7 protein-coding genes are annotated in these 17,026 nt (G+C 67.4%); 4 read left to right on the top strand and 3 right to left on the bottom strand.

Annotated elements, in window-relative coordinates:
- The first annotated feature begins 52 nt into the window (after positions 1-52).
- From VFE83_RS06685 to VFE83_RS06670, 4 genes are all read left to right on the top strand, one after another.
- Entirely contained in the window at positions 53-802 is a 750-nt protein-coding gene (locus VFE83_RS06685; RefSeq protein WP_324904340.1) for a hypothetical protein, read from the top strand.
- A 56-nt stretch (positions 803-858) separates the two neighbouring features.
- A complete protein-coding gene (locus VFE83_RS06680) occupies positions 859-1,167 on the top strand; it encodes a hypothetical protein (protein WP_324904339.1) in 309 nt (102 codons plus the stop codon).
- A gap of 56 nt (positions 1,168-1,223) precedes the next feature.
- On the top strand, positions 1,224-2,021 hold the full coding sequence (locus VFE83_RS06675) for a hypothetical protein (protein WP_324904337.1): 798 nt from the start codon (positions 1,224-1,226) through the stop codon (positions 2,019-2,021).
- 170 nt (positions 2,022-2,191) lie between these two features.
- Positions 2,192-13,093: an autotransporter-associated beta strand repeat-containing protein gene (locus VFE83_RS06670; RefSeq protein WP_324904335.1), complete on the top strand. Its 10,902-nt coding sequence runs from the start codon at positions 2,192-2,194 to the stop codon at positions 13,091-13,093.
- An 80-nt stretch (positions 13,094-13,173) separates the two neighbouring features.
- On the opposite strand, the gene VFE83_RS06665 is transcribed toward VFE83_RS06670, so the two are convergent.
- The 3 genes from VFE83_RS06665 to VFE83_RS06655 all read right to left on the bottom strand — a co-directional run bounded on the left by VFE83_RS06665 (position 13,174) and on the right by VFE83_RS06655 (position 16,961).
- Complete coding sequence (locus VFE83_RS06665) at positions 13,174-15,123, bottom strand: peptide-N4-asparagine amidase (protein WP_324904333.1); 1,950 nt, start codon at positions 15,121-15,123, stop codon at positions 13,174-13,176.
- A gap of 224 nt (positions 15,124-15,347) precedes the next feature.
- Complete coding sequence (locus tag VFE83_RS06660) at positions 15,348-16,028, bottom strand: isochorismatase family protein (protein WP_324904331.1); 681 nt, start codon at positions 16,026-16,028, stop codon at positions 15,348-15,350.
- Between the two features lie 69 nt (positions 16,029-16,097).
- On the bottom strand, positions 16,098-16,961 hold the full coding sequence (locus tag VFE83_RS06655) for a pirin family protein (protein ID WP_324904330.1): 864 nt from the start codon (positions 16,959-16,961) through the stop codon (positions 16,098-16,100).
- Between the last annotated feature and the right edge of the window lie 65 nt (positions 16,962-17,026).

Here is a 17,026-nt window from a genome sequence, read left to right as displayed (position 1 = left end):
CGGCGCGAGACGGGAGGCGGCGTGTCCGCCTCCCTCCAACGAGGCGAGAACCATGAAAGCACCGATGCGTCATGCCGTGGCCGGACTGGCCGCCATTCTTGCGTGCTCGTCCACCGACGCCGCCGCGCAGGAGCGGTGGCACTGGATCGTCACTCCCTACCTGTGGGCCGTGGACGTCAGCACGGACCTCGAAGTGCCGCCGCCGGTATCGAGCGGCATCGCGCGCCGGACCGGTTTCGACGACATCATCGACAAGCTCGACGGCGCCTTCCAGATCCATGCCGAAGGGCAGGGCGATCGCTTCGGCGTGTTCGCGGACTTCACCTACCTAGGACTGTCGGACGAGAACACGCGCCGGCTGTTCCGTTCGGAATCCGATCTGGACACGCGGTTGTTCGAAGCCGCAGCGGTGTGGAGCCCGGGCGAGCAACGCTTCACCGGCGCGGACGTCTTCGCCGGACTGCGTTACATCGACCTGGACATCTCCAGCACCATCACGCCGACGGGGCCGCTGGCCTTGCCGCCCATTCGCGTCGACCTGGACAAGTCCTTCAGCGACTTCATGCTGGGCGCGCGGTACACGTGGGCGTTCGGTGACCGATGGGGCCTCACGCTGCGCGGCGACGGCTCCTGGGGCGACACGGAAGGGACGTGGAATGCCAGCGCGATCGCCAATTACAAGATGAGGCGCGGCGTTTGGTTCTTCGGCTATCGCTACCTGGACGTGGATGCGGAGGCGCGCGGCGTCGCGACCGATCTGGTGGTCAAGGGGCCGGCGGTCGGCTACGGCTTCAAGTTCTGAGCGACGGCACCGGCATGTCTGCAACGCAAGCGAGTCGTCTGGACAAGGTGCGGCACGTGCTGTTCGAGGTCGGCGTGTCGCGTCTGATCTTCGAGCATGCCCGCAACCTCGTCGTGGCGATGCTGGTGCTCGCCGTGGGCACGGAGGCCACCAGGCACGATCCGAGCGAGATTGGCGTTCTGTACTTCAAGCCGGCCGGCTATCTCGTCGCTGCGATCGGCATCCTGCTGATGCTGCTGAACCTCGCCGAGGGGCTTCATCGACTGGCGAAGGTACGGCTACCGGGCGCCTGGCAGGCGCTGCTGCTTGCGATCTACGTCCTGCTGTTCTGGCGTGTGGCGCAGTTGGTCCTCTTGTTCAGATGAGTGGTTGCCTTTCACGAGTTCACCTCGGTCGGGACCAGGGATGAGGGATGAGGATCATGGATTTTTTTCCGCTTTGGGTGATTTCCGTCGGCCTGTTCGCCGCACTGCTCATTGCCAGCGAGGCAGGCAAGCGCCTGCGCGACCGTCACGCGGCGTCCGCGCAAGCCGATGGCGATGCTTTCGCGATGACCTCGGTGCTCGGCCTTCTGGCGCTGCTCATCGGCTTCACGTTCTCGATCGCGCTGGCGCGATACGAGGAGCGCCGCGAGTTGGTGGTCCAGGAGGCCAACGCCATCGGGACCGCGTGGTTGCGAACGCAACTTCTGGACAGTGACGACCGCGAACGGGTACGCGGCGTGCTCCGCCGCTACGTCGACGCACGCGTGGCGTTCGGCCAGGCGCGCACTTCCACACAGGAGACAAACCTGTACCGGCGTACCGAAGCGTTGCAGGGCGAGCTATGGAGCACTCTCATGGCCGCGGTCGCATCGTTCCGCGACTCGCCCCGGGCTGCGCTGCTGGTGACCTCTACCAATGAGGCCATCGACCTCGCCGCGGAGCGGTACGCCGTCCGCCAGGCCCACATTCCCTCGCGCATCCTGCGCACGCTGGCGATATTCGCGCTGATCTCGGCGGGCATGGTGGGTTACGAACGTGGATCGCAGCGCAAGGCGACGACGCTTCTCTTCATCCTGCTGACGCTGGCGGTGAGCCTGGTCATCGACCTGGATCGCCCCACCACGGGCATCACCAGCGTGCCGCAGGAACCCATGTTGCAACTACGGCAGGGCCTGGCTGCCCAGGTCACTGCCGCGGCGGCGGGGCCGGTGCATCCCGGCCTGCCGATGCCTTGACCCGGAGTTGCGCGCGTGAGCGCAGGACCTCTTTCCGGAACTCGCAGGGCCATGTCCAGCCGGTCCCGCGACAGTCCGGGTGAACAGCCCGCGGTGCGCGCTTCAACGAGTGTTTTCCGATCGTCGTCGTCCGTCGCCAGTGCTTGCGTGATGGACCAGGAGGGGGCGTCATGAATCATGTTTTCCGTGTGATCTGGTCCAAGGTGCTGCATGCCTGGGTGGTCACGTCCGAACTGGCGACGTGTTGCGGCAAGAGTGGCGGGGTGGATGCAAGGCCCGCGGCGGATGGCGCCCTGCGCACGGAGGCGAATGACCGTGTGACGTCTGCCGGAGCATGGCAACTGCGTGCGGCAATCATGCTGGTTCTGGCGACCAGCTTCGCGCCGGCGCGTGCCGCCGATCGCCATTGGGACATCAACGGCGATGGCGCGGGCGTGGGCGGGTCGGGCATCTGGAACGGCAGCAACCTGTTCTGGCACGGCAACGCCACCGGCAGCGGAGGCGGCGTGTTCGCCTGGGACAACGGCGCACTCGACGATGCCTTCTTCGGCGGTACCGCGGGCACGGTCACCCTCGGCGCACCCGTCACCGTCCACAGCCTCAACTTCACCGCCAATGGCTACACGCTGACCGGGAACACACTGACGCTGGCTGGCGCCAATCCGTCCATCAGTACCACGGGTGGAAACACGGCGACGATCAATTCGGTACTGGCCGGAACCAACGGCCTAACCGTGAACGGCACGTCCACCAACGGCTGGATCCAGTTGGGCGGCACCAACACGCTGACCGGTGGCATCACCGTCAACAGCAACGCGCGCCTGGTGGCCGCCGGCAGCAACAGCCTCAATGGCGCCGCCAACATAGTCACCGTCAACAGCGGCGGCGCACTGCAGATCAATACTTCGAACGCCTTCGGCGGGAATACCGCCGCCGCCAACCTGGTGCTCAACAACGGCGCCAACCTCTGGCTGGGCAACACGAACCTCACCCACGACATCACCGCCAATGGCGGCACGGTCGTGATCGCGGACGTGTTCGCCAACGGAAACAGCACGTGGACCGGCAACCTGGTTCTCACCGCCAACACGACGCTGCTGGTGAACAACACCGGCGCCAACGACAACCTGTTCTTCGCGGGAAATCTCACCGATACCGGATCGAACCGGCTCGCAGTGGTCCTGAACGAAGGCGGCGATCTCAACAGCAGCCTGCACCTGACCGGCACGAACAGCTTCACCGGCGGCATCACGGTCAATGCGGGTCAGTTGTTCCTGACCGGCAACGATTCGGCCGCTGCCGGCGCCGGCAACGTGGTTACGCTCAACGGCGGCATCCTGCGCGTCGCGGGCAACGCCTTCGGTGGCGACACCGACGCCGCGCAGCTGATCATCAACAACGGCGGTCTGTTGCGCGTCGACAGCAACCAGACGCTCAATCACGACGTCACCCTCACCGGCGGCATTGCCACCATCGACGGCGTCGGCAGCGCAACCTGGAACGGCACTCCGGTGCTGACGGCCGGCACGCAGCTGCGTCTGGGCGTCACCGGCAACACCCTCACCGTGCGCGGCCCACTGCAGGACACGGGCGCCAACGTGCTTTCGCTCGCCACGCACGGCGGCAACGTCCGGTTCAACAATACCCTGGGCTTCACCGGCGGCCTGGCGTTGGTGAGCGGCAACACGTGGTTCGACGGCGGCACGTACACCTACACCGGCGACACCGTCATCAACAGCGGCGCGAGCTTGCTGCTCAACAGCGCGAGCCTGTCGCCCAACAGCAACATCCGCTACCAGGGCCTGAACAACGGCAACGTGACGGTCATCTACGGCACCAGCGCCCACCCCAGCATCACGATTCCCCTCGGTGCCGGCGGCGCGCAGCTGCGCTGGAACGGCACCGGCGGCTTCTATGCCCTCAACAATCAATCCGACGTCACCGTGAACCTGGGCGGAGGCGGTGCGACGCTGGCCTGGAACGACGGCCTCTTCGTTCCCGACGGCCATGCGCTGATCCTCGGCACCAATGGCACGGGCGTCGATGCGCGACAGCTCGATTTCCAGAACGCGATCGATCTGAGCGGCGGCCTGCGCCAGGTGCGTGCGGACAACGGCACCATTGCCGACCACGCCGTGATGAGCGGCATGCTCACGGGCTCGGGCGGTCTGCAGGTCATCGGCAATGGCCTGCTTGAACTGCGCAACACCGGCAACAACTACAGCGGCGCCACGGTCGTGGGCGACAACGCGACCGCGAACGTGGGCAACCTGCTGCTGGGCAGCAATCCCGCGTTGTCGCCGAATTCGAACCTGCAGATCAACGGCGCGGGCATCGGATCGCTGGAGCACCACGGCGGTTACGTGCTGCTCAATACCGCGAGCGGCCCGTTCACCCGGGCACTGGGGACCGGGGCAGGGCAGGTGCAGTGGACGGCATCGGGTGGCTTCGGCGCGATCGGCGCACCGCAGATCGTGGACATCGGTGGTGCGGGCGCGACGCTCACCTGGGGCAGCGGCGGCTTCGTGCCGACCGGGCACGCATTGCGGTTCGGCGGCAACTACGCCAATTCCACCATCGACTGGCGCAACGGCATCGACCTGGGCGCGGTGGACCGCACGATCAACGTCAACGAAGGCGTGGGCGCCGGCTGGTTCAACGGCTCCGAAGTGGAAGTCGCGCTCAACGGGGTGATCGAGGGCACGGGCGGACTGATCCTGCGCGGCTGGGGCGACGTGGCCCTGAACGGCCTCAACACGTATTCCGGCACCACCTGGCTCGGTGGAGTCAACATCACCGACGGCGGCAACATGTGGGTCTGGGCCAACACATTGGCCGACACCGGCGTGGCCAGTTCGCTGGGCGCCGGGTCGACGGTCTCGTTCAACTCGCACGATGGCGGTCTGATCTACAACGGCGGTGCGACCAGCACCAACCGCACGCTGGCGTTGAACCGGACCCATGGTGCGAACCACTACCTGTTCAATTACGGGACGGGTGCGCTCACCTGGGCCGGCGACGTCACGACCACCGGCTCGGGCGTGAACAATCTGCGGCTCGGCGCGAGGTACTCGACCACGCTCGACGCCAACGGCGTGGCCGTTGCGCCCAACGTGATCTCCGGCGTGATCTCCGACGGCACGGGCGTGACCGCGATCCGTGGATGGAATGGCACCAACAGCTCCTGCACGACCGGCGGCATCTGGCGATTGACCGGCGCCAACACCTTCACCGGAGAACTGTTCCCCGAGGGCTGCGTCTTCGAAGTCGCCACGATCGCCGATGCCGGCATCGCCTCCGCGGTGGGTGCCGGCGATCTCATCGCCGATTTCCGCTCGACCAACGGCACGGTGCGCTACACCGGCGACGGCGACACCACCGATCGCCTGTTCTGGTCCTGGGGCGATGCGCACCTGGAGTCCTCCGGCACCGGGCCGCTGGTGCTGACCAATACCGGCCTGATCGTCGATCGCAATGGCGGCTTCACGCAGTGGCTGGGCGGCAGCAACACCGGCGACAACCTCTTCGCGCCGACCCTGGTCAACGGGCTTACCACGGCCGAGTTCCACGGTTCGGCGAACATCTTCACGCTCGCCAAGAACGGCGCCGGCCTGTGGGCCCTGACAACCGACAACAACAACAACCAGCACGCCTATGTGGGCAACACGCGTGTCCTTGCGGGCGCATTGCGAATGGACCACGCGGGCGCAGTCACGGGCGGCCTGGGAGCCATCTCGTCGCACGGCACGACTGGCTCCAGCCAGCGCAGCAGCCTGATCGTGTTCGAAGGCGCGGCCGACGGAACCGGCGGCGTCATCGGCCTGACCGCGGCGAGCGGCGGCTTCTTCCGCGGTACCACGACGACCGGGCGCGCGTGGCAGAACAACAACGGAACCACGGTCGGCGTCGATCCAGACGGGCCCACCGGCCCTCTGCCGGCCTACGGCCTGGAAGCGCTGGACGACGACAATTACATCCAGGGCGTGCGCTGGCAGTCTTCCGGCGGTTTCGCCGCATGGGATGGCACGCAGGTCGTCAACCTGTTCGGCGATGCGCGTGAAGTGACCTGGGGCACCGGCGGTTTCGTGCCCACGGCGCAGCACCTGGTGTTCGGCTACACCACCGCCGACGGCACGGTGGACTTCCGCAACGGCGTCAATCTGGGCAGCGCCGCGCGCACGGTCCACGTGAACGACGGCCTTGCGCAGCGCGACGCCATCATGAGCGGCGTCCTGCGCGGCACCAGCGTGCTCGGTGGCCTCACCAAGGCCGGCACGGGCGCGCTGACGCTGACGGCCAACAACACCTACACCGGCACCACCAACATCACCGCCGGCACGCTGGAACTCGGCAATGGCGGCACCACCGGCAGCATGGGCACCGGTGCGCAGGCCGTTGTCGCGGCAGGCGCCACGCTGGTCGCGAACCACTCCAACGCATTCAACCTGAGCCAGAACATCGTCGGCGACGGCACCCTGGTGCAGCGCGGTACCGGCACCACGTCGATGGCGCAGAACAGCGACATCGATCATGTGGTGCTGGAGCAGGGGAGGCTGGTGACACCGGGCACGCTGCTCGCGCAGGACGTCACCTTCACCGATCAGGGCGGTGCCACGCTCCAGGTGGCGGGCGCGATGCGCACGTCGGCCGGCGGCATGGTCGCGGTGACCGGCGGCGCCGGCAACGATACGGTCCGTATCGATCCTGCCGGCAACCTGCTGGCCGACGGCTCGCTGGGCGCGGGCGCGGACACGCTGGACGTGTCGGGTCTGCTGACGACCAGCGCAAGCAGCTTCGATCTCGCGGACGGCGACGATACGCTCGCGATCCGCGACAACGCCAACATTACCGGCACGGTGCTCGGCGGCGCCGGCATCGACACGCTCGACGCCATCATCGGCACCATCGCCGATCTGGACCGCGCCGAAGGTTTCGAAACGCTGGCAAAGAGCGGCACCGGCGTTCTTCGCGTCAACGGTGCGGGCGCTTCGGACTTCGCCACGGTGAACGTCAACGCCGGGACGCTGGATGTGCAGATCGGCGCATCGATCGTCGCGCCGACCGGCGGCACGCTCGATGCCACGATCGCCTCGAGTGCCACGCTCAACGTCGATGGCGCGTTCGGCTGCGGTGATGGCAACGACTCGATCACGATTGCAGGCAACGTCACCGGAACCGGCACGATCGACCAGTGCGGCGGCGACGACACGCTGACGCTGCGCGACGGCGCCAGCGTCAGCGGCTACACCGGCGTGCTGGACGGCGGTGCGCACACGGCGGGCATCGGCGATACCGTGCAGCTCGACATCGCCGGCTTCATCGACTTCGCCCAGGGCACGGTTGCCAACTACGAGAACCTGATCAAGAGCAACACCGGGACCGCATTGCTGAGTGGCAGCCACGCCTACACAGGCGGCACGACCATCAGCGGCGGCACGCTGGACGTCGACGGCAGCCTGGCCACGCCGACGATCGCCATGACCAACGCCACGGGCGTCACGACGCTCAACGTCGACGGCACCGTCGAAGCGGGCGGAGCGACGCAGACCGTCATCGCCGGCAGCTCCGGCAGCAACAACGTCAACGTCGGCGCCGGCGCGATCCTGCTGGCCAGCGGCTCCCTCGGCGACGGCACCGACACGCTGGACGTCGCCGGCAGCCTGGACACCGGCGCTGGCAGCTTCGGCCTGGGCGATGGCGACGACGTGCTCGTCATCCACGACTTCACCAGCATCGCCGGGGCAAGTCCCATCGACGGCGGCGCACACGGCGCCGGCGACACGGTGGCGCTGAACATCACCGGCAGCTACGTCTTCGCCAACACGCAGGCCATCAATTTCGAAACCCTGCGCAAGGAGAACACGGGCATCGCCATCGTCACCGGAACGCAGGCCTGGCAATCGGTCCAGCTCGAGGCAGGCACCCTGACGGCGGCGGGTCTGCTCGAAGCGCCCGTCGTGACGATGGCCGACGGCGCGACCCTCGCTGTCGAGGGCACGCTGCAGGGCAGCGGCGGTGGCTATGCCGCGATCACCGGCAGCGCTGGCACCAACACGGTCAACGTCGCCGACGGAGCGCTGCTGCGGGCCGGTGGCGAGCTGGGCGATGGCGACGACGTGCTCGACGTCGCGGGCACGCTCGACACCAACGGCGGCACGTTCGGGCTGGGCGCAGGCGACGACATGTTCGTGGTGCACGACACGACCACGATGCTGGGCGCGGTCGATGGCGGGCTGGGCAACGACATGCTCAACGTCAACGTCAGCACCGGCAACGTGGTGCCGCTGGGCAGCCTGCTGGGCTTCGAGTCACTGGGCAAATCGGGCGATGGCACGCTGCAGATCAACGGGCCGTCGTCCTTCATCGACGTCGGTGTCGTCGGCGGACTGCTGGAGGTCGGCGCGGGCGGCAGTGTCTCCGCGCAGAACACGACGATAGGCCCTGGCGCCATGCTCCAGATCGATGGCAGTTACACCGGTACGGCAGGCAGCGACACGCTGGTGGTCGCCGGCACGGTCGGCGGCAGCGGTACCGTCAATCTGGGCGACGGCAGCGACAGTTTCACCCTCCAGGATGGAGCGGACCTGTCTGGCCTGGCGACGCCCGTCGACGGAGGCGCGGGCGTCGACGGCTTCATCGCCGATCTGGCCGGCAACGCAACCCTGGGCGGCATCGTCAACTTCGAGACGCTGACCAAGCGCAACACCGGGACACTGCACATCGACGGTCCCGCGCCCTCGTCGTTCAGCGCGGTCCAGCTCGACGGCGGCGTACTGGACATCGGTGCGGGCGGCAGCGTCGCGGCGATTCCGGGCGGCACGCTGTCGACGACGATCGCGGCGGGTACGACGCTGAACGTGGACGGCAGCTATGGGTGCGGCGACGGCAACGACACGTTCGACGTCGCGGGTACGGTCTCCGGCACCGGCACCATCGACCTGTGCGGCGGCGAGGACATGCTGACGCTCGCCGACGGCGCGGTGCTGACGGCGACGATCAGCGGCGGCACGCATGGAGCCGGCGACACGGTGGTGTTGAACAACTCCGGTGCGTTGGGTTTCGATGCGGGCAACACGATCAACTTCGAGTTCCTGCGGAAGGAGAACTCGGGCGAAGCCACGCTCGTGGGCGCCAGCAACTTCAGTGGCGGCACGACGGTGAACGACGGCACGCTGACCATCGCCGGTACGCTGGCGACGCCGACGGTGGCGCTGGCCGACGGCACGGTGTTGAACGTCGGCGGCACCCTCCTGGGCAATGCCGGCGGCTTTGCGGCGATCAGCGGCAGCGCCGGAGCGAACACGGTCAACGTTGCCGCGGGCGCGCTGCTGCAGGCCAGCGGCGATCTGGGCGAGGGGAGCGACGTGCTCGATGTCGTCGGCGTCCTCGACACCGGCGCGGGCACCTTCGCGCTGGGCGACGGCGACGACAGCTTCGTCGTGCACGATGGCACCGTGGTCATCGGCACGGTCGATGGCGGCGCCGGCCTGGATACCCGCGTCTACGACATCAACGGCACCGCCGACCTCGGCGCCCTCGTCAACTTCGAAGGCGTGACCAAGACTGGTGCGGGCATCCTCAACATCAACGGGCCGGCCACCACCGAACTGCAATCGGTCGAAGTGCTGGGCGGCACGCTCAACATCGGTGCGGGCGGCAGCGTGGCCGCAGCGTCCGCTACCGCGCTGGTGGCCGCGGTCGGGACCGGCGCAACGCTCAACGTGGAAGGCAGCTTCGGCTGCGGCGACGGCAACGACAGTCTGTCGGTGTCCGGCACGGTGTCCGGCGCCGGCACCATCGACCTGTGCGGCGGCGAAGACACGCTCACGCTGAGCGACGGCGCCCTGCTGATGGCGACCATCAGCGGTGGCGGCCACGGGAGCGGCGACACCATCGTGCTGGACAACGCGGGTGCATTCAGCTTCGACGCCGGCAACGTCGTCAACTTCGAGATGCTGCAGAAGGACAACACGGGCGAGGCGACGCTAACGGGAACGCAGTCCTTCACCGGCGGCACCATCCTCAACGACGGGACGCTGACGGTGGCCGGCACGCTGCAGACGCCCACGCTGGCGCTCGCCGACGACACGGTGCTCAACGTTGCTGGCCTCGTGCAGGGAGACGCGGGTGGTCATGCGACGATCGGTGGCAGCAGCGGCACGAACACGGTGAACGTGGCAGATGGCGCACTGCTGCGGGCTCTGGGCGATCTGGGCGATGGCAACGACGTGCTGGACGTCGCGGGCACGCTCGACACCAACGGCGGCACGTTCACGCTGGGCGCAGGCGACGACATGTTCGTGGTGCACGACACGACCACGATGCTCGGCGCGGTCGATGGCGGGCTGGGCAACGACATGCTCAACGTCAACGTCGGCGGCGGCAACCTGGTGCCGCTGGGCAGCCTGCTGGGCTTCGAATCACTGGGCAAGTCGGGCGATGGCACGTTGCAGGTCAACGGCGCTTCGTCCTTCATCGAAGTGGACGTGATGGGCGGCACGCTGCAGGTGGGTCCCGGTGGTGCGATGGCGGCGCGGACCACGACGATCGCTTCCGGCGCGACGCTGCAGGTGGACGGTGCCTACACGGGCACCGCCGGCGACGACACGATGTCAGTGGCGGGCCGGGTCGTGGGCGTCGGCACCGTCGACCTTGCCATGGGCGACGACAGCTTCATCCTCCAGGACGGCGCGGACCTGTCCTGGCTGGTCGCTCCGATCGATGGCGGAGCGGGCACCGACAGCTTCGTAGCCGATCTCGTCGGCACTGCCACACTCGGCGGCGCCATCAACTTCGAGACGCTGACCAAGAGCAACACCGGCACCTTGAACGTCGACGGCCCGGCCGCGTCGTCATTCGCCACGGTGAATGTAGACAGTGGCACGTTGAACGTCGGCGTGGCAGGCAGCCTGTCCGGTGCGAAGCACACGACCGTCGCGATGGGTTCGGTGCTGAATGTCGATGGCAGCTATGCCGGCTCCAGCGGCGACGACCTGATGGAAGTCGCGGGCGTGCTGACCGGGCACGGCACCATCGCGCTGGCAGACGGCGACGATCGGTTGATCCTGATGGAAGGCGCCGACCTGGGCGGACTGGGCAATGCGCTCGATGGAGGCGCGGGCACCGACATCGTGTCCGCACAGGTCGGCACCACGATGACGCTGGGCCCCACCGTCAACTTCGAAACCTTGAACAAGAGCGGCGGCGGCAGCCTGTTCGTCGAGGGCGTGCAGTCGTACCGCACGGCGCAGATCGAGCAGGGAACCCTGGCAGTGGTGCAGGGTGCGACCCTCATCAGCCAGGACACCACCGTCAACACGGGCGCGACCCTGGACGTGCAGGGCGCATTCACCGGTACCAGCGGCGACGACAGCTTCGTGTCCATGGGAACGGTCAAAGGGGCGCTGGCGTTTGGCGGCGGCGACGACCATGCCCACTTCGTCGGTGCCGACCTCAGTGGCCTGACCGGTATCGACGGCGGCGACGGAGCGGCGGATGTTCTGCGCTTCAGTGCATTGGATCTCGACGGCGGCCGCCTCGGTGTCGTCGGTGGCTGGGAGCGGGTGGAACTGTCGAACGGGACGGAGCTCACGTCCGGCGGCGCCATCGACCTCGGCACCGGCGTGCTCGCCATCGACAGCACGTCGAGCTGGTTCGTCAATCCCGGCACACGCCTTGCCGGCCACGTCGAGAATGCCGGCCTGATCGCGATCGGCGCGCACAGGCTGGCGATCAGCGGCAACTATGCGGGCGACAACGGCGTGATCGAAGTTGCGATATCGCCGGAAGGGAGGAGCGTCGGCGGTCTGGATATCGGCGGCGATGTGACGGGCACGACGACGGTGGTGTTCAACACGGATGGCACGGAAGCGCCCAGCGGACCGGCTTCCATCCTGGTCGTCTCCAGTCCCAACGACAACGCGGCCACGTCAAGCAGCTTCACTGCACACGGCGCCAGCGACGGCACGGTGCGCCTGGACGGGAGCATTCACCCGTGGACGTTCGCACGGCAGGGCGATCAGAACTGGTACCTCTCGTCCGCGGCGGACGGGCTCCTGCCGGAAATCTCGGGCTACGCCGTGCTGCCCAGCATCGGCAGGACACTGGGCGAACAAGGCGCGCACCTCGTGCACGATCGCATGAGCGGCATCCGCGACGATGGCGCGCCCGCCTGCGGGCAGCCGCAGGAAAACGCGCCTCGTGCCGACTCCTCGCTCGTGGACGATTGCCATGGCTTCTGGCTTGCTGCGACGGCAGGCGAACTGGAAATGGACGCGGACCCGGGTTTCGAATTCAGCGGAGACAGCGTCGGCCTGTACGCCGGCGTGGATGCCATGTTGCGTGACACGGGTGCGCGGACCTTCCGCGGCGGATTGTTCCTGGGTTACCAGCACGGCAACTACTGGACCACTGGCGCCAATTCCACCGACCTCCCGGGCATGGGCCAGTCCAACGTTCGTGTCGAGGCCTCCACCGGCGGCATGTACGCCAGCACGACGTGGAGCTCTGGCGCGTACGTCGACCTCAGCCTCATCGGTCAGGTTTCCCGCGCCGATGTGCGCGCGGACGACGGCTTCAGCCAGACCATCACCGGCAACGGCCTCACGCTGAATGCCCGTGTCGGCCATTCGTATCGCGTGGCGTCCGGCTGGGTGCTCGAGCCACAACTGCAACTTGGCGCCATCGCATCCAACTGGGGCGACATGGTCGATACCAGCGGCAAGCCATTGGCGATCGACGACGATACGTTCGGCATCGCGCGTGCGGCGCTGCGGATGGAGAAAACCTACATGACCGCCAAAGGCGGCAGCGTGCGTCCCTGGGCAACGCTAGGCGTGCAGAACACCTTCGGCGAGAGCGACGATGCCCTTGAGATCGGGCTGCCCGGGCCGGCCGGCGCACAGGCGTTCCCGGCGCATGACGTAGGCACGGCGGCGACCGTCGACCTGGGCATGGAAGCCCGGCTGGGCGAGGGGATCAGCCTGTTCGGCGTGGGCTCCTACGGACGCAGTGTGAGTGGCTCCGGGCAGGAGCAGCGCGCCGTGAACCTGGGAGTACGTGTGCGCTGGTAGGAGCGAACTGGTTATGTGGGCGCCGACCTTTCCCCCGTCGGCGCCCGCTCGTCATGGTCGTGCCAGGTTGCAGGCGTGCTTCACGGGAGCGGCTCGAGTACGCCGGGCGAACCGTCGGGACGGGCGGCCCAGTGCAGTTGATTGACCCCGCCAGGGCAACCAGCGCCCACCTTGTAACCAGACAGCGCCCCGTCCTGGGTGGACAGCTCCGCGCGATAGCAACTGGCGTACGAGTCCGCGAAAACGTAGTGCTGGTAGCCCTGCCATTGCACGGGATTGCCCGCCTCGTCGGCGGCGTACGCGAGGCTGGTTTCATGGCGCAGCCGCGCGGAGTAGGGCGCCACGCCGGGCCTCCAGTGATCGGTCTGCCGCACGAATCCCTGCTGCAGGACAACCGAGGGGTACCGGTACGTCATGTCCAGCGGATACCGCGTCAGCTCCCGATCCTCGGTGATCAACGCGCCGTCCAGATACCGCCGGCTGACTCCGTTGATCGAGCTTGTCACGTCCAGCGCCAGTTCGTACGTGCCCAGGTCGGCGCCGGGCGGATCATAGGCGCGTGGTGCCAGCGTATTGAGGAAGCGCACGCTGCGTTCGACCGTGCTGCGGATGCGGCCGCGCGACGTGTCGATGTAGCCGTCGATCGCATAACGACGCACGGAAGTGGTGCGCACCTCGCCGCTGACCACGCCCGCGGCATCCCGCGAAAGCGTGCTGACGACCTGCGGCGCGGGTGGCTGAGCGGCGAGGGTGTTGCGGGTTACCTGTCCCGTGACTTGCGTGCTGCCCGGGTCGCGATAGACCAGCAACGTGCCGGAAACCGCGAAGTCCAGGTCGGTGCGGCTGCTGGCCAGGTGGAGCGCGACGGTATGCGATGCGCCATCGCTCAGCTGTCCCGCGAACGGCGTCAGGTCGACCCGGTACGGCATGAAGTTGAGCGCCTGCGGAGTCGGCGACGGCTGGAACATCCGCGACGGATTCCACCACCCGTTGAGCAGCGGATGCACGCGCGGATACACCGGCGCGACACCGGCAGGCTGGCCGTCGATACTGACCTGCACCTCGCGGAACGCACCGCCATTGCAACCCTGCGGCGGAGGGTCGCCCTCCAGCCCGATCCGCGCCGCGCCGATCGCGAGCGGACTGGCCAACTCGGGGAACGCGGCCATGTCGGCGTCCGGCATGCAGGTGAACCAGACCAGATCGTAGTTGTAGCGGGGATGCGCCATCACATCCACGTAGGCCCGCTCGACGTTGCGCGGCAGCGAAAGCGTGCGGCCGATGGCGTCCGTCGGCGCTCTCACCCGCTGCCAGCCGATGTCGGTGAGCGCATGCACTTCGTCCGGTACCCGCTGCGCGCTGTTCGCGGGGGTGGCCGGGAAGAACAGCAGCGTGGCCGAGGCGAAGTACGGCGAAGAGAATGGCGGCCCGAACCGCGGCTCTCCGTCGATGTCGAGCGTGCCGCTGCGCGGTGCCTGCAACACGGCGCTGTAGTCGGTAACGTCGCGCTCCACGGACCAGTGGGTGGGCACGTCGTTGTCCTGCGCGCCTCCCATGTAGAGCGGTACGCCGTCCAGCGAAATGGTGGTGAACATCACGCCGTCCAGATAGGTGTCGGGATTCTCGTTGCGCAACGACGCCTTCAGGATCACCTTCGACCAGGGGCCCGGACAGCCAGCCGGCGGCGTGTACGGAAAGAAGCCCTCGCCGGGAAGTCCCTGTCCCGGATCGTGGAGCATCACGTCCTGGAACAGCACGACGACGCACGGAGTGCCCGCAGGACGCGGTATCGCCGGACCGGGAAGAACGGTATCCCGCGTACCGATGGGCGGCACCAGGACTTCAGGCGCCGAACTGGCGAGCCCACGGCGCATCGCGCCTTGGCTCAACCACTCGGGACGCGTCGTACTGTCGGTTGAAGGTGCGGCCGGCGCGCGCCTGTCGTGCTCCGCCGCGTAGACGCACAGGATGAGTGTTCCGAACAGCCCGATGGAAGCCAGGTTGCGTATTCCTCGCGACGCGATCTTCATTGATGCGGTCCTCGACGGGGCTACCTTGCCCGCGCGGAACCTACCAGCTGGCGTGTGCAGAACAGGATCATCAAACCAAACAGGCAAGCGCAGGGGTGTTGTCTTCACGATGCATCGACGTGCGACACGCGATGCGCAGTGCGATTCCACGTTCTGTGAGAGTCATCGCAAGGGAGAACCCCGGACGCCCGGGGTTCGAATCGCTTCGTCGCCCATGCGAGCGGTCAGGCGCGTGCCGAGTCGAGTTGCTCGTGGTTCTTTTCGACCTCCTGTGCCTTCAGGTAACTCTCGATGAGCAGCTGGTAGTTGGGGAAGATCTGCGTGTAGATCTCTGCCCACTGTTGCGCGTCGTCGCGGTGCCAGGTCTTCTGCAACTCGGACGCGACCGCTGCCGTGTCCATCGGCACGACGCCAGCCTGCACGACGCGCGCCAGGGTGATTTCCTGCGCCATCTTCGAATAGGTGCCGGAGGCATCGACGACTGCGAAAACCTGGTAGCCGTCGGCCGCCGCGGCGATCGCCGGGAAGGCCATGCACACGCTGGTAATGGTGCCGGCGATGATCAGCTGCTTGCGGCCTGTCGCCTTCACCGCGGCAACGAAGTCCGGATTGTCCCAGGCGTTGATCTCGCCGCGACGGGGGACGTACTGCGCATGCGGCGCGAATTTGTCGATCTCCGGAATGAGGGGGCCGTTGGGTCCCTGCGGCACGGAGGCGGTCGTGATGACCGGCAGCTTCGCCAGCGCAGCCATCTTCGCCAGCGCCGTTGCGTGCGCGCGGACCTGGGTGAAGGGCATGTCGCCAATGACCTGGAACAGGCCGCTCTGGTGGTCGATCAGCAACATCGCTGCGTCGTCCGGGTTGATGATCGGCTTGGTGCCGTTGAAGTTGCCGGGAGTGCTCATGGTGCTTTCCTCTGGAAGGGCGCTTGGACGCGCGGAACAGGCCGGCCCAGGACGAGCCGGCGTCGACGGCTACTGCATGTGGCCGAACCGGCCGTTGTTGAAATCGGCGATGGCCTGGCTGATTTCTTCCTGCGTGTTCATCACGAACGGGCCGTATCCGGCGATGGGCTCGTCGATCGGTTCGCCGGAGAGGAGCAGCACGGTGGCATCCGTGTTCGCTTCGAGCGTCACGTCGCTGCCTTCACGGGCCAGCGTCACCATCTGCGCCTCGCGCGTCACCGCCGAACCGTTCACCAGCATCGTGCCCTTCAGCACGACCAGCGCGAGCGTCCGGCCTTCGGGCAGCGAGAACGTCGTGCCCTTGCCTGCGTTGAGGCGCACATCCCACACGTCGATCGGCGTGAAGGTCTTCGCCGGACCACGATGGCCATCGAACTCGCCCGCGATCACGCGCACGCGGCCAGCATCGTTGGCAAGCGCGACGCCTGGGATGTCCGCATCGAGCAGGGTCTGGTAGCCCGGCGCGGCCATCTTGTCCTTCGCCGGCAGGTTCACCCACAGTTGCACCATGTCGAGAGTGCCGCCCGTGCGGGTGAACTCATGCGAATGGAACTCCTCGTGCAGGATTCCCGACGCCGCGGTCATCCACTGCACATCTCCCGGCCCGATCAGGCCGCCGGCCCCGGTGGAGTCGCGGTGCTCGACCTCGCCTTCGTAGACGATCGTGACGGTCTCGAAGCCGCGGTGCGGATGCGGGCCGACCCCGCGCGGCTGCGCGGCCGGGTCGAACGTGTACGGCCCGGCGTAATCGAGCAGCAGAAAGGGGCTCAGATCGCGGCCGTGGCTGCCGTAGGAGAACAACGAGCGGGCCGGGAAGCCGTCGCCGACCCAATGCGGGCGGGGGGCGCTGTAGACGCCAAGGATCCTCTTCATATTCATTCCAGTCGTTTCGCGGGGCCGTTGGTAGGTGGCCCATCGGCGTTGGAGTGAATCTTGAA

Origin of the sequence: Lysobacter sp., assembly GCF_035655815.1 — a bacterium.
In the GTDB taxonomy this organism is placed as follows: Bacteria; Pseudomonadota; Gammaproteobacteria; order Xanthomonadales; family Xanthomonadaceae; genus Lysobacter_J.
Note: the sequence above shows the minus strand (reverse complement) of the source record. Positions and strands in the feature narration are given on the sequence as shown.

Bases quoted from the DNA above. Each gene is read 5' to 3' on its own strand.
- VFE83_RS06685 (WP_324904340.1), top strand. From the start codon at position 53: ATGAAAGCACCGATGCGTCATGCCGTGGCCGGACTGGCCGCCATTCTT.
- VFE83_RS06675 (WP_324904337.1), top strand. From the start codon at position 1,224: ATGGATTTTTTTCCGCTTTGGGTGATTTCCGTCGGCCTGTTCGCCGCA.
- VFE83_RS06670 (WP_324904335.1), top strand. From the start codon at position 2,192: ATGAATCATGTTTTCCGTGTGATCTGGTCCAAGGTGCTGCATGCCTGG.
- VFE83_RS06665 (WP_324904333.1), bottom strand. From the start codon at position 15,123: ATGAAGATCGCGTCGCGAGGAATACGCAACCTGGCTTCCATCGGGCTG.
- VFE83_RS06660 (WP_324904331.1), bottom strand. From the start codon at position 16,028: ATGAGCACTCCCGGCAACTTCAACGGCACCAAGCCGATCATCAACCCG.
- VFE83_RS06655 (WP_324904330.1), bottom strand. From the start codon at position 16,961: ATGAAGAGGATCCTTGGCGTCTACAGCGCCCCCCGCCCGCATTGGGTC.